The organism is Roseobacter sp. HKCCA0434, assembly GCF_032464675.1.
Lineage (GTDB): Bacteria > Pseudomonadota > Alphaproteobacteria > Rhodobacterales > Rhodobacteraceae > Pontivivens.
Genome location: NZ_JAWDKL010000004.1, coordinates 30,442 through 52,085, shown reverse-complemented (window position 1 = coordinate 52,085; position 21,644 = coordinate 30,442). Strand labels below are relative to the sequence as shown.

18 protein-coding genes are annotated in these 21,644 nt (G+C 66.9%); 10 read left to right on the top strand and 8 right to left on the bottom strand.

All coding sequences use genetic code 11. The features are described from left to right. Positions 1-20: 20 nt before the first annotated feature. Positions 21-1,004, top strand: coding sequence for an ABC transporter substrate-binding protein (locus tag RX333_RS04150; protein WP_316013657.1), 984 nt, complete (start codon positions 21-23; stop codon positions 1,002-1,004). Between the two features lie 78 nt (positions 1,005-1,082). Here the strand turns inward: RX333_RS04150 and RX333_RS04145 are convergent, their stop codons facing one another. From RX333_RS04145 to RX333_RS04135, 3 genes are read right to left on the bottom strand one after another with little or no spacing between them, the layout of a single operon-like run. Further along, the gene (locus RX333_RS04145) at positions 1,083-1,721 is read right to left on the bottom strand and encodes a hypothetical protein (RefSeq protein WP_316013656.1); all 639 of its coding nucleotides are present in this window, start codon (positions 1,719-1,721) and stop codon (positions 1,083-1,085) included. Positions 1,722-1,742: 21 nt separating this feature from the next. Beyond that, entirely contained in the window at positions 1,743-3,074 is a 1,332-nt protein-coding gene (locus RX333_RS04140; RefSeq protein WP_316013655.1) for a GH1 family beta-glucosidase, read from the bottom strand. Further along, the gene (locus tag RX333_RS04135; protein ID WP_316013654.1) at positions 3,071-4,087 is read right to left on the bottom strand and encodes a LacI family DNA-binding transcriptional regulator; all 1,017 of its coding nucleotides are present in this window, start codon (positions 4,085-4,087) and stop codon (positions 3,071-3,073) included. Before RX333_RS04135 ends, RX333_RS04140 begins: the two co-directional genes overlap by 4 nt. Positions 4,088-4,299: 212 nt before the next feature. Here RX333_RS04135 and RX333_RS04130 point away from each other — a divergent pair, with 212 nt between their 5' ends. From RX333_RS04130 to RX333_RS04090, 9 genes are all read left to right on the top strand, one after another. Then, entirely contained in the window at positions 4,300-5,658 is a 1,359-nt protein-coding gene (locus tag RX333_RS04130) for an ABC transporter substrate-binding protein (protein ID WP_316013653.1), read from the top strand. A 136-nt stretch (positions 5,659-5,794) separates the two neighbouring features. Next, entirely contained in the window at positions 5,795-6,787 is a 993-nt protein-coding gene (locus tag RX333_RS04125) for a sugar ABC transporter permease (protein WP_316013652.1), read from the top strand. Further along, positions 6,787-7,938: a carbohydrate ABC transporter permease gene (locus tag RX333_RS04120; protein ID WP_316013651.1), complete on the top strand. Its 1,152-nt coding sequence runs from the start codon at positions 6,787-6,789 to the stop codon at positions 7,936-7,938. Before RX333_RS04125 ends, RX333_RS04120 begins: the two co-directional genes overlap by 1 nt. A gap of 3 nt (positions 7,939-7,941) precedes the next feature. Continuing rightward, complete coding sequence (locus RX333_RS04115; protein WP_316013650.1) at positions 7,942-9,600, top strand: alpha-glucosidase family protein; 1,659 nt, start codon at positions 7,942-7,944, stop codon at positions 9,598-9,600. Positions 9,601-9,633: 33 nt separating this feature from the next. Continuing rightward, positions 9,634-10,737: a sn-glycerol-3-phosphate ABC transporter ATP-binding protein UgpC gene (locus RX333_RS04110; RefSeq protein WP_316013649.1), complete on the top strand. Its 1,104-nt coding sequence runs from the start codon at positions 9,634-9,636 to the stop codon at positions 10,735-10,737. Positions 10,738-10,843: 106 nt separating this feature from the next. Next, positions 10,844-11,767: a carbohydrate kinase gene (locus RX333_RS04105; protein ID WP_316013648.1), complete on the top strand. Its 924-nt coding sequence runs from the start codon at positions 10,844-10,846 to the stop codon at positions 11,765-11,767. A 23-nt stretch (positions 11,768-11,790) separates the two neighbouring features. Continuing rightward, complete coding sequence (gene zwf, locus RX333_RS04100; protein WP_316013647.1) at positions 11,791-13,251, top strand: glucose-6-phosphate dehydrogenase; 1,461 nt, start codon at positions 11,791-11,793, stop codon at positions 13,249-13,251. Further along, positions 13,248-13,919: a 6-phosphogluconolactonase gene (pgl, locus tag RX333_RS04095; RefSeq protein ID WP_316013646.1), complete on the top strand. Its 672-nt coding sequence runs from the start codon at positions 13,248-13,250 to the stop codon at positions 13,917-13,919. The genes zwf and pgl overlap by 4 nt, the downstream gene beginning before the upstream one ends. A gap of 67 nt (positions 13,920-13,986) precedes the next feature. After that, the gene (locus tag RX333_RS04090; RefSeq protein ID WP_316013645.1) at positions 13,987-16,068 is read left to right on the top strand and encodes an FAD-dependent oxidoreductase; all 2,082 of its coding nucleotides are present in this window, start codon (positions 13,987-13,989) and stop codon (positions 16,066-16,068) included. Between the two features lie 107 nt (positions 16,069-16,175). On the opposite strand, the gene RX333_RS04085 is transcribed toward RX333_RS04090, so the two are convergent. The 5 genes from RX333_RS04085 to ade form a co-directional block, all read right to left on the bottom strand. After that, entirely contained in the window at positions 16,176-16,388 is a 213-nt protein-coding gene (locus tag RX333_RS04085) for a hypothetical protein (protein WP_316013644.1), read from the bottom strand. Positions 16,389-16,467: 79 nt separating this feature from the next. Beyond that, entirely contained in the window at positions 16,468-17,235 is a 768-nt protein-coding gene (locus tag RX333_RS04080; RefSeq protein ID WP_316013643.1) for a LuxR family transcriptional regulator, read from the bottom strand. Between the two features lie 161 nt (positions 17,236-17,396). Next, a complete protein-coding gene (locus tag RX333_RS04075; RefSeq protein ID WP_316013642.1) occupies positions 17,397-17,687 on the bottom strand; it encodes an HU family DNA-binding protein in 291 nt (96 codons plus the stop codon). A 145-nt stretch (positions 17,688-17,832) separates the two neighbouring features. Next, the gene (locus RX333_RS04070; RefSeq protein WP_316013641.1) at positions 17,833-19,323 is read right to left on the bottom strand and encodes an AMP nucleosidase; all 1,491 of its coding nucleotides are present in this window, start codon (positions 19,321-19,323) and stop codon (positions 17,833-17,835) included. Between the two features lie 369 nt (positions 19,324-19,692). Beyond that, on the bottom strand, positions 19,693-21,486 hold the full coding sequence (gene ade, locus RX333_RS04065; RefSeq protein WP_316013640.1) for an adenine deaminase: 1,794 nt from the start codon (positions 21,484-21,486) through the stop codon (positions 19,693-19,695). Positions 21,487-21,644 lie beyond the last annotated feature (158 nt).

Here is a 21,644-nt window from a genome sequence, read left to right as displayed (position 1 = left end):
CGTCCAACAAGGAGAGAGACATGAAATTCCTGAAGACTTTGGCCGCGACATCCCTGCTCGCCGCGCCCGCGATGGCGCAGGACGAGGTGACGCTGCAGTTGCAGTGGGTCACGCAGGCGCAGTTCGCCGGCTATTACGTCGCGCTCGACCAGGGCTTCTACGAGGCCGAGGATCTCGACGTGACGATCCAGCCCGGCGGCCCGGACATCGCGCCGCCGCAGGTGCTGGCCGGCGGCGGAGCCGACGTGATGCTGAACTGGATGCCCTCCGCACTTGCCGCGCGCGAGCGGGGCGTGCCGGTCGTCAACATCGCGCAGCCCTTCAAGCGGTCGGGCCTGATGCTGACCTGCTGGGCCGACAGCGGTATCGAGAGCCCGGAGGATTTCCGCGGCAAGACCATCGGCGTCTGGTTCTTCGGCAACGAGTACCCGTTCCTCAGCTGGATGAGCCAGCTGGGAATTCCTACGGATGGCGGCGAGGAGGGCGTAACCGTCCTGCGCCAGGCCTTCAACGTCGACCCGCTGCTGCAGCGGCAGGCCGACTGCATTTCGACCATGACCTATAACGAGTACGGCCAGGTCCTCGACGCGGGCGTGTCCGAGGACGAGCTGGTGACCTTCCAGTACGAGGATCAGGGCGTCGCGACGCTGGAGGACGGCATCTACGTGCTGGAGGAGAACCTCGAGGATCCCGAATTCGTCGACAAGATGGTCCGCTTCGTGCGCGCCTCGATGGAAGGCTGGAAATGGGCCGAGGAGAACCCCGAGGAAGCTGCGATGATCGTGCTCGACTATGACGAGACCGGCGCGCAGACCGAGGAACATCAGGTCCGCATGATGGAAGAGATCGCGAAGCTGACCGAAGGCTCGAACGGCGCGCTGGACGAGACCGACTACCAGCGCACGGTCGAGACCCTGCTGGCGGGCGGCTCCGACCCGGTGATCTCGGCCGAGCCCGAAGGCGCCTACACGCTGGAGATCACGGATCAGGCGCTGAGCGACTGATCGCGCCTGCGTATTTTGCAGGAAGATGAAAACAGGGCGTCCCGTCGCGGGGCGCCCTTTCGACATGAAAACCCGCCGCTACAGCTGCCACATCTGTGCGCTCAGCAGGACATGGCCCAGAAAATACGTGGTCCAGATGACCGGGCTCGTGAGATTCTGAAGCAGGCTTCCGTCGCGGACGAGGACCATTTCGACACCGTAGAGGGTGACGCCCGACAGGGCCAGCAAACTGCCCGCCTGCGCCTGCAATCCGCCTTGCGGAATCATGAACGCGGCAGTCACCAGTGCTATGAGAGTCACGCCGTAACCCATCCAGGCGGGGCGCAAGTCCGGCCGAAGCGTGCCAACCGTCATATGGCATATCGCGAAAACGGTCAGCGTTGCCGATGCGGCGACGAGGGTGGCCGGCCCGATGGCCAGACCCAATGTGCTCAGCGAGGTCATGTGCAGGGCATAACCGGGTATGTAGAGCGCCTGCGCCACGGTCAGAAAACGGGTGCTCGACCAGTTCCGTCCTAGCGGGATGCCTGTATCCGCGAGGCCGCAGAACAGGATCGCGAGCACCGTGGTGGTCGGCGCTCCCGCCCGTTCTGCCGCGACAGCCAGCAAGCCCATCGACAGACCCTTGAGCGGTGCAAGCCAACGGCCCTTGTAGCGCCAGCTCTGCGTCGTGCCGTAGAGGGTCGAGAACAGGAAGGCGAGGCTAAGCCAGATCATGGATGCGGGGCTCCTGTCATGTCAGCCTGATTTAAGCGCCTCTTTCATCGCGTGCCAACTGGCTTTCGGCGTCCGCTCCAGCGTGTCGAAGTCGACATGGACGAGGCCGAAGCGCTTGTCGTAGCCATGCGCCCATTCGTAGTTGTCGAGCAGCGACCACACAAAATAGCCCGCCAGCGGTGCGCCCTGGTCCATCGCCGCCTTGGCCGCGGCGAAATGGTCGCGCAGGTACTTGATGCGCTGCGGATCGGGCACCTCGCCGTCCAGCAGGTAGTCGTGCCCCGCCATGCCGTTCTCGGTGATGTGGATCGGCAGGTCGCCGGAATATTCGCGCGACGCCCACAGCAGGAAGTTCGTCAGGTGGTGCGGCGTCACCTCCCAGCCGAAGGCGGTCGTCTCCTCCACCGCGTCGGCATAGCCGATCTGCGGCCAGGGCCCGCCCGCGTTCACGATGCGGTGGCGCGAGTAGTAGTTGATGCCCAGCCAGTCGACCGGGGCCTGGATCGTCGCGAAATCCTCCTGCCAGCCGGTCGGCAGGTGCGGCTCCAGCCCTTCGAGCGCCGCCTCGGGGTATTCGCCCTTGAACACGGCGGACAGGAACCACTCGTTGTAGATGGCGTGGTTGCGGGCATGGGCGGCCAGCGTCTCGGGCCTGTCGTCCACGGGGTCGGAGCCTTCGAGATTGGTGACGATGCCGATATTGTCGATGCCCTCCGCGCGCAGCGCCTGCGTCGCGGTGCCATGTGCCAGCAGGACATGGTGCATGGCGCGCGCGGCGGCGCGGATGTCGCGCAGGCCGGGCGCGTGGATGCCCATGAAATGGCTGAGCCACGCGACGCACCACGGCTCGTTGATTGTCGCCGTCGCCTCCACCCGGTCGCCGATCCGGGCCATCACGGTGCGCGAATAGTCCGCGAACCATGCGGCCACGTCGCGATTGGTCCAGCCGCCCTTGTCCGCCAGCGCCGAGGGCAGGTCCCAGTGGTAGAGCGTGGCGAAGGGCCGGATGCCGCGCGCCAGCATCCCGTCCACCAGCCGATCGTAGAAGTCGAGCGCCTCGCCGTTCACGCTCTCGCCGTCCGGCATGACCCGCGCCCAGCTGGTCGAGAAGCGATAGGCGTCGAAGCCCGCATCGCGAATCAGGTCGAGATCCTCCTCCCACCGGTTGTAGTGGTCGCAGGCGATCCAGCCATCCTCCGCCCGCTCCACGTTGCCGGGCGTGGCCGCGAACGTGTCCCAATGCGACTCTCCGCAGCCGCCGAATTTCACGCCCTCGATCTGGTAGGCGGAGGTGGCGGTGCCGAAGGCGAACCCTTCGGGAAACTCCGCGCGGGTGAAGCCGAGCTTGCTCATGCAGGCGCCTTTCCGGTCGAACGACCTTGGATGAATTCGCATGTCCAGATCCGGCTCTCCACCGGCTTGCCCGCCAGCTGGTCGATCAGCATCCGCGCACAGGTGGCCCCGGCCTGCCCGATGGAGGAGCGGAAGGTGGTGAAGGGCGGCGGATCGCCCACGTTGCGCAGGAAGGACAGGTCGTCGTCATGGCTGATCAGCGAGACGTCGTGCCCGATCGTCAGCCCCGCCTCGCGGACCGCGCGTTCCACCCCGAGCGCCGAAATCAGGCTGGAGGTGAGGATCGCCGTGGGCGGCGCATCCTCCGCCAGCCAGCGATTCGTGACGTTGTAGGCATTGGTCTCGGTCATCTCCAGGTTCACCATGCGCGCGGAGGCGAGCTCGATCCCGTGCCGCTCCAGCGCCTGCTCGAAGCCGCGGCGACGGCGGCGGGCGAAGCTGATCGTCTCCATTCCGTTCAGCAGGCCGAAGCGGCGATGTCCCAGCCCGATCAGGTGTTCGGTCGCCTGCTCGAAGCTCGCACGGTTGTTGATGTCGAGATAGACCGGCGGATCCTCTCCGTTCACCGCACGCCCGTGCACCACGAAGGGCAGGCCCAGTTCCTTGAGCAGGTCGATGCGCGGATCGTCGAGCCGCGGCGCGTGCACGATCAGCCCGTCGACCGAGCGCTTGCGCGCCAATTCGCGATAGGCGTTCTCCTCCTGCTCTGCGGGGATCGCGCTCAGGATCGTCTCGTAGCCTTCGGTCGAGTAGATCTCCGACGCGCCGGCCATGAATTCGGCAAAGATCGGGTTGATCATCTGGTGCTCCGACAGCGGGATGACGTGCCCGATCGCCATCGACCGCCCCGTGGCAAGGCGTCGCGCCATGGCGCTCGGCACGTAGCCGTATTGCTGCGCGGCCTGCTCCACCCGCGCGCGGGTGGCGGCATTCACTTCGGGGTAGCCGTTGAGGGCGCGCGACACCGTGGTGGGCGACAGGCCCAGCCGTTCGGCCAACTCCTTCAGCGTCATCGCGTCCTCCACTTTCAAACCGCTTCGACGATATCCCTACCGAGGATCGCTATGGCAACGCAACTGCGTGGCGCTAGCTAATCACATGCTTGACTTGAAGCGGAGGTCTAAGCATCGTGCGCGGACCTCAAAGCGGTTTGGTGCCCACAACCGGACCGCTTGGGACGAATTTAGGAAAGCCGCCGCAGTGCGGTCGACAACGGGAGAAGAGAATGAAACGCAACCTGTTTGCTGGTGTGGCCGCCGCGGCGCTGATCGCGGGACCGGTCCTGGCCGAGGCCCACATGCCCTTCGTGCCGGGCGACGAGGATCGCTTCTCGTGGGATGCCTACGAGGAATACAAGGCGAACGCGCCCGACCTTTCCGGTCAGACCGTGACCGTCGCGGGCCCCTGGCTGGGGCAGGAGCGTGACCGCGTCGTGGCCGCCTGGTCCTATTTCGAGGATGCGACCGGTGCGACCGTCGAATATGCGGGCTCCGACAGCTTCGAGCAGCAGATCGTCATCGATGCCGAGGCCGGCTCCGCTCCCAACATCGCCGTCTTCCCGCAGCCCGGCCTGCTGCGCGTGATGGCCGAGCGTGGCCTGGTCGAGCCGCTGAGCGCCGATGACAGCTCCTGGATCGCCGACAACTACGCTGCGGGCCAATCCTGGGTCGATCTCGCCACCTTCGAGGTGGACGGTGAGGAAGAGCTCTACGGCATCTTCTACCGCGTCGATCTGAAGTCGCTGGTCTGGTACGTGCCCGAGAACTTCGAGGATGCAGGCTACGAGATCCCCGAAACGATGGAGGAGCTCAAGGCGCTGACCGACCAGATCGTCGAGGATGGCGGCACGCCGTGGTGCATCGGTCTGGGTTCGGGCGGCGCGACCGGCTGGCCCGCGACCGACTGGGTCGAGGACATGATGCTGCGCACCCAGCCGCCCGAGGTCTACGACCAGTGGGTCGCCAACGAGATCCCGTTCAACGACGAGCGTGTCGTCGCCGCGATCGAGGAATTCGGCTACTTCGCGCGCAACGACGATTACGTCGCCGGTGGCGCGGGCGCGGTCGCCACGACCGATTTCCGCGACAGCCCGCAGGGTCTCTTCAACTTCCCGCCCGATTGCTACATGCATCGTCAGGCGTCCTTCATCCCGGCCTTCTTCCCCGAGGGGACCGAACTCGGCACGGATGCGGACTTCTTCTATTTCCCCGCCTACGAGGAAATGGATCTCGGCCAGCCGGTGCTGGGCGCGGGCACGGTGCTCGGCATCACGAACGACAGCGAGGCGACGCGCGCCTTCATCGAGTTCATGAAGCAGCCGATCGCGCATGAGGCGTGGATGGCGCAGGGTGCCTTCCTGACCGCGCATTCGGGTGTGAACCAGGACGCCTATATCGACGATGCGCTGCGCGCACAGGGCGCGATCGTGCAGAACGCGACGACGTTCCGCTTCGACGGGTCGGACCTGATGCCGGGTGCCATCGGCGCCGGGGCGTTCTGGACCGGCATGGTCGACTACGCGGGCGGCGCGGATGCCGAAGCGGTCGCCACCGCGATCGAGGAAACCTGGGCCTCCCAGGAATGATCGGCGAAGGCGACCCCTGGCCGGGTCGCCTTTTGCTATGAAATCCGTCGAAGGGCGGGCACACTGCCCTTCGACACCGTGGCGAGAGCGCCCGTGCAAGAGACGCTCCGTCCGACCATAGGGGAGGATGCCTGCGATGAATCCCATCGTGCTCGCGCTGATCACAGTGGCCCTCGGGGTCGTGGCCTGCGCCGGATATTTCTTCGGATCGAACTGGATCCTCGACCGCATCTATCCCGACGAGGGGCCGAATGCGGGGCGCAACATCAACAAGGCGAACGCGATCCGGCCCTGGCTGTTCCTGGCGCCGACGATCCTGATCCTCGGCCTCTACCTCGTCTATCCGGTCTTCAATTCCATCTGGCTCAGCGTGCTGGACCGGCGCGGCGACAATTTCATCGGCGCGGACAACTACATCTGGATGTTCACCGACGACAAGTTCCGCGAGAGCCTGTTCAACAACGCGATGTGGCTGATCATCGTGCCTGCCATGTCGACCTTCTTCGGCCTGATCGCCGCCGGGCTGACCGACCGGATCTGGTGGGGCAACATCGCCAAGTCGCTGATCTTCATGCCGATGGCGATCTCCTTCGTCGGGGCGTCGGTCATCTGGAAGTTCATCTACGACTATCGCGGAGAGGGGTCCGAGCAGATCGGTCTGCTGAACGCCATCGTCACCGGCCTCGGCGGCGATCCAGAGGCGTGGATCACGCTGCCCTTCTGGAACGACATCTTCCTGATGGTCATCCTGATCTGGATCCAGACCGGCTTCGCGATGGTCATCCTGTCCGCCGCCCTGCGCGGCATCCCCGAGGAGACGGTGGAGGCGGCGGTGCTCGACGGCGCGGGGCCGCTGACCGTGTTCTTCAAGATCAAGATCCCGCAGATCGCGGGCACCATCGCGGTGGTCTGGACGACCATCACCATCTTGGTGCTCAAGGTCTTCGACATCGTCTTCGCCATGACCAACGGCGAGTGGGGCACGCAGGTGCTGGCCAACTACATGTACCGCATGACCTTCATCGACCTGCATTACGGGCGCGGGTCGGCCATCGCCATCGTCATCATGGTCCTCGTCATCCCGATCATGGTCTGGAACATCCGCAACGCGATGAAGGAGAATTCGTGATGGACGGCAGCGCAGGCAAGAGCCCGGCAATCGTCTGGATCGTCAACATCTCCGCATTGCTTCTGGTGCTGTTGTGGACGATCCCGACCTTCGGCATCTTCGTGTCATCCTTCCGCGATCGCGACGCGATCTCGACCTCCGGCTGGTGGACGGCGCTCAGCGCGTCCGAGCAATCGCTCGTCACCCGCGCGGCGCCCCCCGATGAGGCGGTGCAGGAGGGCGACGTCTGGGTCATCTCCGGCAACGTGTTCGAGGGGGGCGAGGGCACCGTCTCCGCCTTCGGCTTCCGCGCGCAGGAACCGACCGCGGGCAGTCCCGGCGGCGCACTGGAACTGCGCGACGGCGGCGTCTTGCAGATGCAGGAAAACGGCGACTACACGATCAGCTATCAGGAGCAGCCGGAGGGCAGCCGCGGCGACCGGGTGTTCTACACCTCTGCCGTGCCGCCCGAGTTCTCGACCGAGAACTACGAGAACGTGCTGACCTCGGAAGGCGTGGCACAGAGCTTCCTCAACTCGCTGACCGTGGCGATCCCGTCGACCGTGATCCCGATCCTGATCGCGGCCTACGCGGCCTATGCCTTGGCATGGATGCAGTTCCCGGGCCGTGTGCTGCTGGTCGCCATCGTGGTGGGCCTGCTGGTCGTGCCGCTGCAACTGTCGCTGATCCCGCTTCTGCAGTTCTATGGCTGGGTGGGTGATATCTTCGGCGTGCCGGCCAAAGGTTATATCGGAATCTGGCTCGCCCATACCGGGTTCGGCCTGCCGCTCGCGGTATATCTGCTGCGCAATTACATGGCGGGCCTCCCGCGCGAGGTGATCGAGAGCGCGCGCGTCGACGGCGCCACCGATTTCGGCATCTTCATGCGGATCGTCCTGCCGCTCAGCTTTCCGGCGCTGGCGAGCTTCGCGATCTTCCAGTTCCTGTGGACCTGGAACGACCTCTTGATCGCCAAGGTGTTCCTGGGTCAGACGGACAACCAGATGGTCCTGACGGGCCGGCTGGTGGAGCTTCTGGGCTCCCGCGGGGGGGATTGGGAGATCCTGACCACCTCCGCCTTCATCACGATCATCGTGCCGTTGATCGTGTTCTTCTCGATGCAACGGTATCTGGTGCGGGGGCTCCTCGCCGGATCGGTCAAGGGTGGCTGACGCATGAACATGGCAACACCGGTGGAGCGTGACGCGGCGCAGGTTGTCGACAAGGACTGGTGGCGCGGGGCGGTGATCTACCAGATCTACCCGCGCTCCTATCAGGATTCGAACGGCGACGGGGTGGGCGACCTTTCGGGGATCATCCACCGGCTGCCGCATATCGCCAGCCTCGGCGTGGACGCGATCTGGATCTCGCCCTTCTTCCGCTCGCCCATGCTCGATTTCGGCTACGACGTGTCGAACTATCGCGACGTCGATCCGCTGTTCGGCACGCTGGGCGATTTCGACGCGCTGATCCACCGCGCGCACGAGCTGAACATCAAGATCATCATCGACCTGGTGCTCAGCCACACCTCCGACCAGCACGAGTGGTTTCAGGAAAGCCGCTCCAGCCGCGACAACCCCCGGCACGACTGGTACATGTGGGCCGATGCGAAGCCCGACGGCACGCCGCCCAACAACTGGCTGTCGATCTTCGGCGGCTCGGCCTGGGAATGGGACGGCGAGCGCCAGCAATACTTCATGCACAATTTCCTGAAGGAGCAGCCGGACCTCAACCTGCACAATCCGGACGTGCAGGACGCGCTGCTCGACGTGGCGCGGTTCTGGCTGGACCGGAGCGTCGACGGTTTCCGCCTCGACACGATCAACTTCTACTTCGCGGACGAGGAGCTGCGGGATAACCCCGTCTGCCCGCCCGAGCTGCGCAACGACTCCATCGCGCCCAGCGTGAACCCCTATAACTGGCAGGAACATCTCTACGACAAGAACCGGCCAGAGAATCTCGACTTCCTGCGCCGCTTCCGCGCGCTGATGGACGAATACCCGGCGATCACCTCCGTGGGCGAGGTCGGCGACGCGCAGATCGGCATGCAGATCCAGGCGGAATACACCTCGGGCGACGACAAGGTGCACATGTGCTACGCCTTCGAGTTCCTGGCCCCCGACCAACCCTCGGGCAACCGGGTCAGCCAGGTCCTGAGCAAGTTCGAGACGGTCGTCAGCGAGGGCTGGGCCTGCTGGGCCTTCTCAAACCACGACGTCGTGCGCCATGCGAGCCGGTGGAACCTTGGCGAGAAGGCGCAGCGCGTCTATGCCGCCCTGCTGATGAGCTTGCGCGGATCCGTCTGTCTCTACCAGGGGGAGGAGCTGGGCCTCACAGAGGCCTATGTCAGCTACGAGGAGTTGCAGGACCCCTACGGTATCCGCTTCTGGCCCAAGTTCAAGGGCCGCGACGGCTGCCGCACCCCGATCCCGTGGTCGGGCGACGGACCTAATGGGGGCTTCACCGACGGCAAGCCGTGGCTTCCGGTCGCGATGGAGCACCTGTCGCGCTCGGTCGCCAACCAGGACCGCGACGACGCGTCGATGGTGTCCTTCTACCGCGACATGATCGCGTTCCGAAAGGCGCACCCGGCGCTGATCAAGGGCGGGTTCGAGATGGTGGAGAGCGACGCCGATGTCGTGTCCTTCATCCGCACCGCCGAAGGGGGCGAGCGGGTGTTCTGCGCCTTCAACCTGTCCAACACCGCCCAGCCGATCCGCCTGCCCGCGGGCGACTGGCGCCAGGATCGCGGCGCACCCTTCACCGCCACGATCAACGACAAGGGCGTCACGCTGCCGCCCTACCAAGCCTATTTCGCGCAAGAAGACAGATAACGGCGCGCGACCGACACCAAAGGGGAGACTGACATGGCATCGCTGCTGCTGGAGAACATCGCCAAGTCCTACGGGACGGTCGAGGTGCTCAAGAACATCGATCTCGACATCCAGCAGGGCGAGCTGATCGTCTTCGTCGGGCCCTCGGGCTGCGGCAAGTCCACGCTGCTCAGGATGATCGCAGGGCTGGAGACGATCACCGCCGGCGATCTCTATATCGACGGGACCCGGATGAACGACGTGCCGCCCTCGAAGCGCGGCATTGCGATGGTGTTCCAGTCCTACGCGCTCTACCCGCACATGACGGTCTACGACAACATGGCCTTCGCGCTGAAGGTCGCGAAGATGGACAAGGCCCAGATCGACGAGCGCGTGCGCAACGCGGCCAAGATCCTGCAACTCGACCCCTATCTCGACCGGCTCCCGAAGGCCCTGTCGGGCGGCCAGCGCCAGCGCGTCGCCATCGGCCGGTCGATCGTGCGCGACCCGAAAGTCTACCTTTTCGACGAGCCGCTCTCCAACCTCGACGCGGCGCTTCGCGTCGATACCCGCATCGAGATCGCCCAGCTCAAGGAGCGGATGCCCGAGCGGACGATGATCTACGTCACCCACGACCAGGTGGAGGCGATGACGCTCGCCTCGCGCATCGTGGTGCTCAACAACAAGACCCACACCGTCGCGCAGTTCGGCAGCCCGCTGGAACTCTACCAGCGGCCCGAAAACACCTTCGTCGCGCAGTTCATCGGCTCGCCCAAGATGAACCTGCTGCCCGGCACGATCCGCGCGGGCGATGCGGGCCATACCGGCGTGGACGTCGCCGCCGGCGGCGTGGCCGAGGTTCCGGTCTCCGCCGCCAATGCCAGCGAGGGCGAGCGGGTGCAACTCGGCGTCCGGCCCGAGGATTTCGTCGTCGCGCGCGAGGGGGACCCGGTGATCTTCGAGGGCACGGCCTCGTACACGGAAAAGCTGGGCGAGGTCACCGTGGTCTACTTCGACGCACGCGACGGCGAGGATCCGGTGATCGCCAAGATCCCCGGCATCGCCGATGTCTCGAAAGGCACGCATCTGCGCCTGACTGCGGCGCCGGACAAGCTGCACCTCTTCGACACGGACGGGCACAGCTACTTCTACAAGTAGGCTTTTCATGCCGCTGCGTCATTCGGGGCTGGGCGTGGCGGCAAACGCAGGCTAAAAGCGCTTCGGACGCGCCCATGCGCCCGACTGACGATGGATGCCAAGCCCCATGTTCCTGATCTGCGGCGACAACCTGTTCGACATGTTCATGCAGCCGGGGGCGGAGCCGTCCGCCGCCGATTTCGCCGCTCGCGCGGGTGGCTCGCCCTTCAACGTTGCGATCGGCATGCGCCGCCTCGAAGGGGCCGCGGGCTACTTCTCGGCCCTTTCCACCGACCCGCTGGGCCGTGCCCTGCGCACCGTGCTGGAGAACGAGCGGGTGGACCTGCGCCATGTTCGCGATACCGAGCGCAAGACGACGCTCAGCCTCGTCACCCTCGATGCCGAGGGCGTGCCCGCCTACACGTTCTACTCCGAAGGGGCCGCCGATACCGGCGTGACGGTCGCCGATCTGCCGGAACTCGACGACGATCTGCGCGGCATCCATTTCGGCTCCTACTCCATCGTCCTGCCACCCACCGCTGATGCGCTGGCGGAGCTTGCCTCCCGCGCCGACTGGCGACTGGTCTCGCTCGACCCGAACATCCGCCCGACCGTCGAGCCGGACATGAGTGTCTGGCGCGAGCGGGTCGAGACGCTGATGGAGATGACGGACGTGCTCAAGATTTCGACCGAGGACCTGGGCCTGCTCTATCCCGGTGTCACGCCCGCGGAATTCGCGATCAAGGCGTTCAAGGCCGGCGTCGATCTGGTCGCCGTCACCGATGGGGGCGAGCGCGCGCTCGGCTGGACCTCCGCTGGCGTCGAGGCCGAGGCACGCCCACCGCAGGTCGACGTCATCGACACGGTCGGGGCAGGGGACACTTTCATGGCCGCCCTGCTGACCCGGCTGTCGCAGGCGCAGGACATGCGCGCCCATATCGCCGATCTCGACGCGGCAGGGCTGGAGGAGTTGCTCGCCTTCTGCGCACGGGCCGCGGCCATCACCTGCACTCGGCAGGGCGCCGACCTGCCGCGCCTGTCCGACCTTTAACGCCCCTCTAGCGGAGAACGCACATGGTTTCGCGCGTCATCCCGGTTCAACCGTTCGACCTCGTCATCTTCGGCGCCACCGGCGATCTCGCCCGGCGCAAGATCCTGCCGGGCCTCTATCGCCGCATGGTCGCGGGCCAGATGCCGACCGGGGCGCGCATCATCGGCGCCGCACGCTCCTCCCTCACGACCAAGGCCTTCCGCGAGATGGTGCGCGAGGCGCTCGACACCTTCGTCGGGACCAGCGAGATCGACGAGGAGATCGCCGCCGCCTTCCTCACAGCGCTCGATTACGTGGCCATCGACGCGACCGGGGAGGGCGGCTGGGCGGAGCTCGGCAAGAAGCTCGACAAGGGCGACAACGCCGTGCGCGCCTTCTACCTCTCCGTCGGCCCCTCCCTGTTCGGCCCGATCGCCGAGCGCCTGCAATCGACCGGCATCGCCACAAGCACCAGCCGCATCGTCGTCGAGAAACCGCTGGGCCACGACCTCGAAAGTGCGAAGGCCCTCAACGCCCAGCTCGCCGAGAGCTTCGACGAGCGGCAGATCTACCGGATCGACCACTACCTCGGGAAGGAGACGGTCCAGAACCTGATGGCCGTCCGCTTCGCGAACTCCCTGTTCGAGCCGCTGTGGAACGCGCGGCACGTCGACCACGTGCAGATCACGGTCAGCGAGGATATCGGCGTCGGCGGGCGCGGCGGCTACTACGACAAATCCGGCGCGATGCGCGACATGGTGCAGAACCACCTGATGCAGCTTTTGTGCCTCACGGCAATGGAGCCGCCCGCCCAGTTCGACGCCGACCGCGTGCGCGACGAGAAGCTGAAGGTCATCCGCTCGCTCGAGCCCGTCGATCCCGACGACACCGTGCGCGGACAGTATCGCGCGGGCCCCGACGGCCCCTCCTACAAGGAGGATGCCGAGAACCCCGACAGCCGGACCGAGAGCTATGTCGCGCTCAAGGCCTGCATCTCGAACTGGCGCTGGACCGGCACGCCGTTCTACCTGCGCACCGGCAAGCGGTTGCGCGCGCGGATGAGCGAGATCGCGGTGGTGTTCAAGGAGCCGCCGCACTCGATCTTCCCCAAGCTGCCGCCGCACCAGACCAACGCGCTGATCATCCGGCTGCAGCCCAACGAGGGCATCACCCTGCGCATGACGATCAAGGAGCCGGGGCCGGGCGGCATGCGCCTCGCCGACGTGCCGCTCGACATGAGCTTCGCCGAGGCGCTGGGCCCGAGTGCGGAGGCCATGCCCGACGCCTACGAGCGGCTGATCATGGACGTGATTCGCGGCGACCAGACGCTGTTCATGCGCGGGGACGAGGTCGAGGCCGCCTGGGCCTGGGCCGACAAGATCCTCGACGACTGGGAGGAGGAGCGCGACATCCCCCGCCCCTACGACGCGGGCGGCTCCGGCCCCGAGGACGCGCTGCGCCTGATGCACCGCGACGGCCGTCGCTGGCGGGAGATCGAGGGATGATGCGCTATGACAGCCGCGAGGCGCTGATGACCGGTCTCGCCGACATAGTCGCCGGTCAGCTGCGCGCGGCCCTCGCCACGCAGGACCATGCCACCCTCGCGGTACCGGGCGGCACCACGCCCGGCCCCTTCCTCGACGCGCTCAGCCGCGCCGATCTCGACTGGCCGCGCATCCGCGTCATGCTGACCGACGAGCGGTTCGTGCCAGAAAGCTCCGACCGCTCCAACACCGCGCTTCTGCGCCGCAGCCTGCTGCGGGGTGCCGCCGAGGGCGCGCAGCTGATCCCCTTCTACCGCGAGGCCGACCGCCCCGAGGACGTGTTCGAGGAGCTGACGGCCACAATCGCCGCCGCACTGCCGCTCGATGTCTGCGTGCTGGGCATGGGGGCGGACATGCACACCGCCTCGATCTTCCCCGGCGCCGACCGGCTGGGCGACGCGCTCGACGCAGGGGCGCCGCCCGTGCTACCGATGCGGGCCCCCGGCGCGCCCGAGCCCCGTCTGACACTCACCGCCCCGGTCCTCTCCGCCGCACGCCACCTGCACATCCTGATCCAGGGTCAGGACAAGGCCGAGGCGCTGGAACAGGCGCAGGCCGAGACCGATCCGAGCGCGGCACCCGTCCGCGTCGCGCTCGACGCAGGGGCGACGGTGCATTGGGCCGCCTGACCCACCGTGACACCTTGACCTGAGCCGCCGTTCCTCCACCGTCAGGCCAAACAGGGGAGGACACATCATGGGCACGCCCGTCACCATCCGCCACGACGGCGAAATCGCCATCGTCGAGATCGACAACCCACCGGTCAACGCCGTCGGCCAGGCAGTCCGGCAGGGACTGTGGGACGCCGTCGCCACGCTCGACGCCGACCCGCAGATCGAGGCGGTGCTGCTGACCTGCGCGGGCCGCACCTTCATCGCCGGGGCGGACATCCGCGAATTCGACGGCGGCGCGCTGGAGCCGTGGTTGCCCGAGGTGGTGGAGCGTATCCACGCGGCCCGGAAGCCCTGGACCGCCGTCCTCTTCGGCACCGTGCTGGGCGGCGGGCTGGAAACGGCGCTCGGCTGCCATTACCGCATCGCACATCCAGACACGAAGCTCGGCCTGCCGGAAGTCTCCCTTGGCCTCGTCCCCGGCGCGGGCGGCACCCAGCGCGTGCCGCGCATCTCCGGCGCCGCCGCCGCGGTGAAGCTGGTCACGACCGGCGCGCCGATCTGCACCGAGGAGGCGGAGCGGATGGGCCTGATCGACCGCATCGTGACCGACCTGCCCGCTGACGCGCTGCACTTCGCCCGCGATACGGCGGCAAAACCCGTCCCGCGCCTCGACCCCGGCCCGGCGCAGACCGACCTCACCTCCGAGGACTGGGAGGAACTGCGCGAAGACGTGACGCGCAAGGCGCGCGGCCAGATCTCCCCCGTCCGTGGCTTCGACACCGTGCGCAAGGCCTTCGAGACCGACCTCGCCGAGGGGATGAAGCTGGAGCGGCAGGCGTTCATGGACCTCAAGGCGAGCGCGCAATCGCAGGCCCTGCGCCATGCCTTCTTCGCCGAGCGGGCAGTCGCCAAACCCGCGGCACTCGACGGTGTCACCCCGCGCGAGGTCGCCTCGCTCGCCATCATCGGCGGCGGGCTGATGGGATCGGGCATCGCCACCGCCGCGCTGACCTCCGGCTTGCCGGTCACGGTGGTCGAGCAGTCGGAGGAGGCCGCGGCGGGTGCGCGGGACCGGATCGCGGGCAACCTCGCCTCCGCCGTCAAGCGCGGCAAGATGACCGAGGACCAGCGCGACGCGACACTGGCCCGCCTGACGACCGCGACCGGCTACGAGGCGGTGGCCGAGGCCGACATGGTGATCGAGGCGGTGTTCGAGGACACGGACGTCAAGCGCGCCGTCTTCGACGCGCTCGCCACCCACGCGCGCGGCGATGCGATCCTGGCCACCAACACCTCCTATATCGACCCGACCAGCTTCACGGGCGCAGTGCCGAACCCGGATCGGATCATGGGGCTCCACTTCTTCTCGCCCGCTCACATCATGCGGCTGGTGGAGGTCGTGCGCACGCCCGACACCGCGGCGGAGGTGCTGGCCGCGGGCTTCGCGCTCGCCAAGCGGATGCGCAAGGTGGCGGTGCTGTCGGGCATCTGCGACGGTTTCATCGGCAACCGCATCCTCGGCGCCTATGGCCGCATGGCGGGATACCTGTTGGAGGACGGCGCCAGTCCCGCACAGATCGACGGCGCGATGAAGGCCTTTGGAATGCCGATGGGCCCGTTCGAGATGTTCGACATGGCAGGCCTCCAGATCGGCTATTCCAACCGCAAGCGAGAGGCCGCGACGCGTCCCGCCGACCAGCGCTATTCCCGCATCCCCGACCTGATCGTCGAGGACGGCGCACTGGGCCAGAAGACGGGCCGGGGCTACTACGCCTATGACGACGGCAGCCGCGTCGCCCGCCCCTCGCCCGAAACCGACGCGATCATCGCATGCGAGCGGGAAGCGCGCGGCATCGCCCCGCGCAGCTTCTCCGACGAGGAGATCGTCGCCATGCTCCACGCCGTGCAGGTGAACGAGGCGGCTGCGATCCTGGAGGAAGGCATCGCCGAACGTCCGCTCGACATCGATGTGGTCAAGATGATGGGCTACGGATACCCGCGCTGGCGCGGCGGCCCGATGCAGGAGGCGGATGCCCGCGGCACCGACACGGTGCTCGCCACCATGCGTGGCATCGCCGAGGCCGATCCGGGCAGCTGGACCGTCTCTCCGCTGCTGGCGCGCCTCGGGGCCGACGGCACGCCGTTCTCGACCCTCGATAAATGATCGGGGCCGCGCCGCGTCTTTCCTACCCCCGGTGGAAAGGCTGCGGCACGGCCCGCGACCGGTCGGCGCGGGTCCCCCCGAACCCGGTGCGCCGACAAGGCGTTGCGTCAGTTCGGCAGGCCCGTAGGCGTCCGCGTCAGCGTGTCGACCTCCGCCGCCATCCGGATCAGCCGTGCGGCCAGCGCCGGACCGCGATCGCCGATCATCTCGTAAGCCGCATGTTCCAGCAGCTCCGCCGCGATCTGCAGGGCGCGCACGCCATCGGTCTGACGCCTGTCCCGGTCCAGCGCGGCCTTCAGAATCTCGGTCGTGTCGGGCATCGAGCGCACTCCCCCCCCGTGTCACATCACCGCACCAGCCATAAGCCGTTTCGGTCCGACGGGTCATAACGGAGCCACGTTATTTTATGTCGCCACGCTCCACGTCGCTGCGTCGCACGCGCTGCACGCGCGGCTGGATCAGGCTGGACCCCAGCCCCACGATCGCCGCCGAGGTCCGGTCCGTGACGCCCAGCTTGTCGTAGATCTTGCGCAGGTGGGCATCGACCGTGTGCGGCGAGATGTTGAGCACCTGCGAAATCTGCGAGTTGCTGCGGCCGCGCGCGATCCAGCGCAGGATCTCCCGCTCGCGCGGGCTGAGTTCGGGCCGTTGCCAGACCTCGTTATCGGTCATCTCGCAATAGCGCTGATGCGCCACCTGCGCGGCCATCTGCAATTCCGAGATGACACGGGCCGAGCTCGGGACTGTCCCCTGCGGAAAGCCCAGTCCGACATAGCCGTTCCGCAGGCCGGGACCGAAGACCTGGATCGCCAGCCCGTCGCCGATCCCGCGATCCTGCATCGTCTCCAGGTAGTCGCGCTGCCGCCGCGCCAGCGAGGCGAGCCGGGCCGTGTCCGACCACCGGAACGGCCGCGTCATCTGCGCGGCCAGTTCCGGGATCGGATCGACCTTGTAGAGCTCATCCGAAATGTACTCGCAGACCCAGTCCTCGGGAAAGCCGTCGGCCATGATGTCGATCCGCGCACCGTCGCCTGCGCGGAAGTGGTGGTAGCTCATCTTGTCCGCCCCCTGCGCCTGCATGTAGGCGAACGTGTGGTCCCACAGCGCGACGGGGGTCTGCGCGGACAGGCTGCCGGCGATGAACTCCTGAAGTCCGGTCTCGACCATTGGCCTCTCCCGATCGCGAGGACGGATGCAGCATCAAGCGATCACGTTATCCCGATCCGGCCAATTCCCCTAGTTGCATTTCGGCTACCGTCGCAAATGCAGAAGGCCGCACGGGGTGCCTCCCCGCGCGGCCTTCGCGATGTCGTGCCGGAAAACCCGGATCAGGCGTTGACCGAGTCCTTCAGCGCCTTGGCGATCGTCACCTTCACGGCGCGGTCGGCTTCCTTCTTCATCTGCTCGCCCGTGGCGGGGTTGCGCACCATCCGCTCGGGACGGTCGCGGCAGAACACCTTGCCCACGTTGGGGATGGTGACGGCGCCGCCGGCGGTCACTTCCTTGGTGATGATCTCGGACAGCGCGTCGAGAAACTCGCCAGCGGATTTCTTGTCGCTCTCGGTGGACTCGGCGAGGGCGGCGACGAGCTGGGTCTTGGTCATCGGTTTCTGAGTCATGAGTTTCCCTATACGTCTCTCATTGTCGTTTGTCGTGCGGCCGGGTCGGGCCGTGGTCGCGCAATATTGACCTTATTCGGCTGAGGCTCGCAACGCTTTTCCTGCCCGTTTTCGGTGTGAAATGTCCCTTGATCGCGGGGCAGAATCACAAGAAAGCGGTCTCGTCGAAGCTTCGCAGCTTGCGCGAGTGCAGTTTCTCCAGCGGCATGTCGCGCAGGGCCTCCATCGCCTTGATGCCGATTTCGAGGTGCTGTGCCACCTGGCGCTTGTAGAAATCGGTGGCCATGCCGGGCAGCTTCAGCTCTCCGTGAAGCGGCTTGTCGGACACGCAGAGCAGCGTGCCGTAGGGCACGCGGAAGCGAAAGCCGTTGGCCGCGATCGTGGCGCTTTCCATGTCGAGCGCGACCGCCCGGCTCTGGCTCAGCCGCTGCACGGGGCCGGACTGGTCGCGCAGCTCCCAGTTGCGGTTGTCGATGGTGACGACGGTGCCGGTGCGCATGATCCGCTTCAGCTCGTAGCCCTCCAGCCCCGTCACCTTCTCCACCGCGTCCTCCAGCGCGACCTGGATCTCGGCCAGCGCCGGGATCGGCACCCAGACCGGCAGGTCGTCGTCGAGCACGTGGTCCTCGCGCACATAGGCATGGGCGAGCACGTAGTCGCCCAGGCTCTGGCTGTGGCGCAGGCCCGCGCAATGGCCCAGCATCAGCCAGGCATGGGGGCGCAGCACCGCGATATGGTCGGTGATGGTCTTCGCATTGGACGGGCCCACGCCGATATTGACCATCGTGATGCCGTTCCCGTCCTCGCGCGTCAGGTGATAGGTCGGCATCTGCGGCATCTTCGCGGTCGGCGTGCCGGTGGCCCCGTCGCGGGTCGTGACGGCCCCGCCCGGCTCGACGAAGGCGACATAGCCCGAGTCCGCGTCGTCCAGTTGCGCCTTCGCCCAGGTCACGAACTCGTCCATGTAGAACTGGTAGTTGGTGAACAGGACGTGGTTCTGGAAATGGGTGGGGCTGGTCGCGGTGTAGTGCGCCAGCCGCGCCAGCGAATAGTCGATGCGCTGCGCGGTGAACGCGGCCAGCGGCCGCCGCCCCATCGCGTCGCGCCCCGCGACACCGTTGACGATATCGTCGTTGGTGGTCTCGAGGTCGGGCACATCGAACACGTCGCGCAGCGGCCCGCCCAGCCGGTCCTCGATCGCGCCCTCCACATGCGCGCCCTCGGGCAGCGCGAAGTGCAGCGGGATCGGCGTGTCCGACACGCTGACCTGCACCGGCACATTGTGGTTCTTCATCAGCAGGCCGATCTGCTGGACCAGGTAGTTACGGAACAGGTCGGGCCGGGTCAGCGTCGCGCTGTAGGTGCCCGGCTCGCTGACATGGCCGAAGCTCAGGCGGCTGTCGACCCAGGCGAAGCTGGTCGTCGTCATCTCCAGCCGCGGGTAGAACGCGCGGTAGCGGCCCTGCGGCTCCGCGCCGTTCATCACCTCGGCGAAATGCTCGCGAAGGAAGGTGGTGGCGCGGTCGTAGATCGCGATGATCGCCGCGACCGCCTCCTCGGCATCGGTAAAGCTGTGGGCGGGGGCCGTCTCCGGCGTCAGGACCGAAACTTCGGCTTGGGCAAAGGGAACGCGCATCTGTGTATCTCCGGCGAGGGTCTCGTCGCCCTCTTTACTCGATCTGTGCGACGGTGCTGTTGCGACCGTCCGGGATACGCATCTGCGCTATCACCCCGCGCGCCGAAAGGGAATGCCCCAGATGGGCGCGGGCGTTCCGTTAACCTTGCCTAACGCACCTTGACCCTTTCCCCGCGGGGAAAGAGGAATACCGCCCCGTCCGACAGACCGGCGCCGCTGCCACCGGAAGCCCATTCCCCGCGGGTAAAGGCTAAGCCCTTGATATCCCGTCGGCGCCCCCACGACCGGGACTGTACGGCGTCCCGGTCTCCGGTGCGCTCCGCCTCTGCGGGGACCGCGCGGCGCTAACCGCTTACCCGCGGGGAAAGATCAGCGCACGAACAGGTCCACGGTCTCGAACCGGGTCACGTCGACCAGCCCGATATCCGAGATGCGTAGCTCCGGTATCACCACCAGCGCCAGCAGCGAGTGCTGCATGTAGGCGTTGTTCAGATCGCACCCGCAGGCCCGCATCGCGTCCATCATGCCTTGCGCCTTCTCGGCGACCTCTTGCGCGGGCGCATCCGACATCAGCCCGCCGATCGGCAACTCGACCATCGCGATCTCCTCGCCATCGCGGAACAGGCAGATGCCGCCCCCGACCGCGCGCAGCCGGTTCGCGGCCAGCGCCATGTCGCGCTTCGAGGTGCCGACGACGATCATGTGGTGGCTGTCATGCGCGACGGTCGAGGCCATCGCCATCTCGCCCCGATAGCCGAAGCCCGACACGAATCCGTTGGTCACGCCGCCCGTCGCGCGGTGCCGTTCGACCAGCGCGATCTGGCAGACGTCGCCTGCGGGATCCATCGCCACGATCCCGTCGTCGACCCGCAGATCCGCCTCCAGCGCCTTGGTCGGTGCCTGGTTCTCCACCACGCCGATGACACGGGCGCGCACGGCGTCCCCCTCCGCCGCGATGTCGAAGTCCCCCGCTTCGAGGTCGCGCGCCATATTTACCGTGGCCCGCGCGTGCTGCGGCCAGTCGAACGCCACGGGCAGATCGGCGAGCGTGCCGCCTTCGGCCACCACGCGCCCGCGCGCGATCACCATTTCGATCGGCAGATCCCGCAGGTCCGAGGTCAGGATCACATCCGCGATCCGCCCCGGCGCGATCGAGCCGATCTCGCGCTCCAGCCCGAAATGCGTGGCGGTGTTGATCGTCGCCATCTGGATCGCGATCACGGGGTCGAGCCCGCAGGCGATGGCGTGCCTCACCACGCGGTTCATGTGCCCGTCATTGACCAGCGTGCCAGAATGGCAATCGTCCGTGCACAGGATGAAGCCCCGCGGGTCGAGCCCCTTCTGCGTCACCGCGGTCACCTGCGCCTCGACGTCGTACCAGGCTGAGCCGAGACGCATCATCGCCTTCATCCCCTGTCGCACGCGGGCGATGGCGTCGGCCTCGCTGGTGCCTTCGTGATCATCCGCCGGGCCGCCCGCCGCATAGGCGTGGAAGGCGGGACCGAGGTCGGGGGAGGCGTAGTGCCCGCCCACGGTCTTGCCCGCATCCTGCGTCGCCGCGATCTCCGCCAGCATCTGCTGCGAGCCGTTGATGACACCGGGGAAGTTCATCATCTCGCCCAGCCCGATGATGCCGGGCCAGGTCATCGCCTCGGCCACCTCGTCGGGGCCGAGCTCCGCCCCTGTCGTTTCCAGCCCCGGCGCGGAGGGCGCGCAGGACGGCATTTGCGTATAGATATTAACGGGTTGAGCCAGTGCCTCGTCATGCATCAGGCGGACGCCTTCGAGGCCGAGGACGTTGGCGATCTCGTGGGGGTCGATGAACATGGAGGTGGTGCCGTGGGGGATCACGGCGCGGGCGAACTCGGTGACGGTGAGCATGCCGCTCTCGACATGCATATGCGCGTCGCACAGCCCCGGCAGCATGTAGCGGCCCTGCGCCTCGATCACCTCGGTGGCCTCGCCGATACAGTGGGACGCATCGGGGCCGCAATAGGCAAAGCGACCGGATTTGATCGCGATATCATGGTCTTGCAATAGCTCGCGGGTATAAACGTTGACCCAGGTGCCGCCCCGGATCACGAGGTCCGCAGCCGCTCGCCCGGCGGCAACGGCGACGAGATCGGGGGCCAGCTCGGCCCAGCTTGCAACACCGTAATCCATGACGACCTCCTGTCTCGAAAGGCCGCATGGTGCGGGGGAAGAGGGAGAGCGTCCAGCCCGGAAATGGCGGTCTGCGATGCGTATGGAATGCGTATGGCACGCGTATGGCAGATTTCGGGCTTGCCCGCGCCGGACCCGACGCGGCAGGGCGACATGTC

What these genes read in the sequence shown, in the direction of transcription:
- RX333_RS04120 (WP_316013651.1), top strand. Translation starts at nt 6,787, where the DNA reads ATGGACGGCAGCGCAGGCAAGAGCCCGGCAATCGTCTGGATCGTCAAC.
- RX333_RS04110 (WP_316013649.1), top strand. Translation starts at nt 9,634, where the DNA reads ATGGCATCGCTGCTGCTGGAGAACATCGCCAAGTCCTACGGGACGGTC.
- RX333_RS04085 (WP_316013644.1), bottom strand. Translation starts at nt 16,388, where the DNA reads ATGCCCGACACGACCGAGATTCTGAAGGCCGCGCTGGACCGGGACAGG.
- RX333_RS04130 (WP_316013653.1), top strand. Translation starts at nt 4,300, where the DNA reads ATGAAACGCAACCTGTTTGCTGGTGTGGCCGCCGCGGCGCTGATCGCG.
- ade (WP_316013640.1), bottom strand. Translation starts at nt 21,486, where the DNA reads ATGGATTACGGTGTTGCAAGCTGGGCCGAGCTGGCCCCCGATCTCGTC.
- zwf (WP_316013647.1), top strand. Translation starts at nt 11,791, where the DNA reads ATGGTTTCGCGCGTCATCCCGGTTCAACCGTTCGACCTCGTCATCTTC.
- RX333_RS04105 (WP_316013648.1), top strand. Translation starts at nt 10,844, where the DNA reads ATGTTCCTGATCTGCGGCGACAACCTGTTCGACATGTTCATGCAGCCG.
- RX333_RS04090 (WP_316013645.1), top strand. Translation starts at nt 13,987, where the DNA reads ATGGGCACGCCCGTCACCATCCGCCACGACGGCGAAATCGCCATCGTC.
- RX333_RS04080 (WP_316013643.1), bottom strand. Translation starts at nt 17,235, where the DNA reads ATGGTCGAGACCGGACTTCAGGAGTTCATCGCCGGCAGCCTGTCCGCG.
- RX333_RS04140 (WP_316013655.1), bottom strand. Translation starts at nt 3,074, where the DNA reads ATGAGCAAGCTCGGCTTCACCCGCGCGGAGTTTCCCGAAGGGTTCGCC.
- RX333_RS04150 (WP_316013657.1), top strand. Translation starts at nt 21, where the DNA reads ATGAAATTCCTGAAGACTTTGGCCGCGACATCCCTGCTCGCCGCGCCC.
- RX333_RS04125 (WP_316013652.1), top strand. Translation starts at nt 5,795, where the DNA reads ATGAATCCCATCGTGCTCGCGCTGATCACAGTGGCCCTCGGGGTCGTG.
- RX333_RS04135 (WP_316013654.1), bottom strand. Translation starts at nt 4,087, where the DNA reads ATGACGCTGAAGGAGTTGGCCGAACGGCTGGGCCTGTCGCCCACCACG.
- RX333_RS04070 (WP_316013641.1), bottom strand. Translation starts at nt 19,323, where the DNA reads ATGCGCGTTCCCTTTGCCCAAGCCGAAGTTTCGGTCCTGACGCCGGAG.
- RX333_RS04145 (WP_316013656.1), bottom strand. Translation starts at nt 1,721, where the DNA reads ATGATCTGGCTTAGCCTCGCCTTCCTGTTCTCGACCCTCTACGGCACG.
- pgl (WP_316013646.1), top strand. Translation starts at nt 13,248, where the DNA reads ATGATGCGCTATGACAGCCGCGAGGCGCTGATGACCGGTCTCGCCGAC.
- RX333_RS04075 (WP_316013642.1), bottom strand. Translation starts at nt 17,687, where the DNA reads ATGACTCAGAAACCGATGACCAAGACCCAGCTCGTCGCCGCCCTCGCC.
- RX333_RS04115 (WP_316013650.1), top strand. Translation starts at nt 7,942, where the DNA reads ATGAACATGGCAACACCGGTGGAGCGTGACGCGGCGCAGGTTGTCGAC.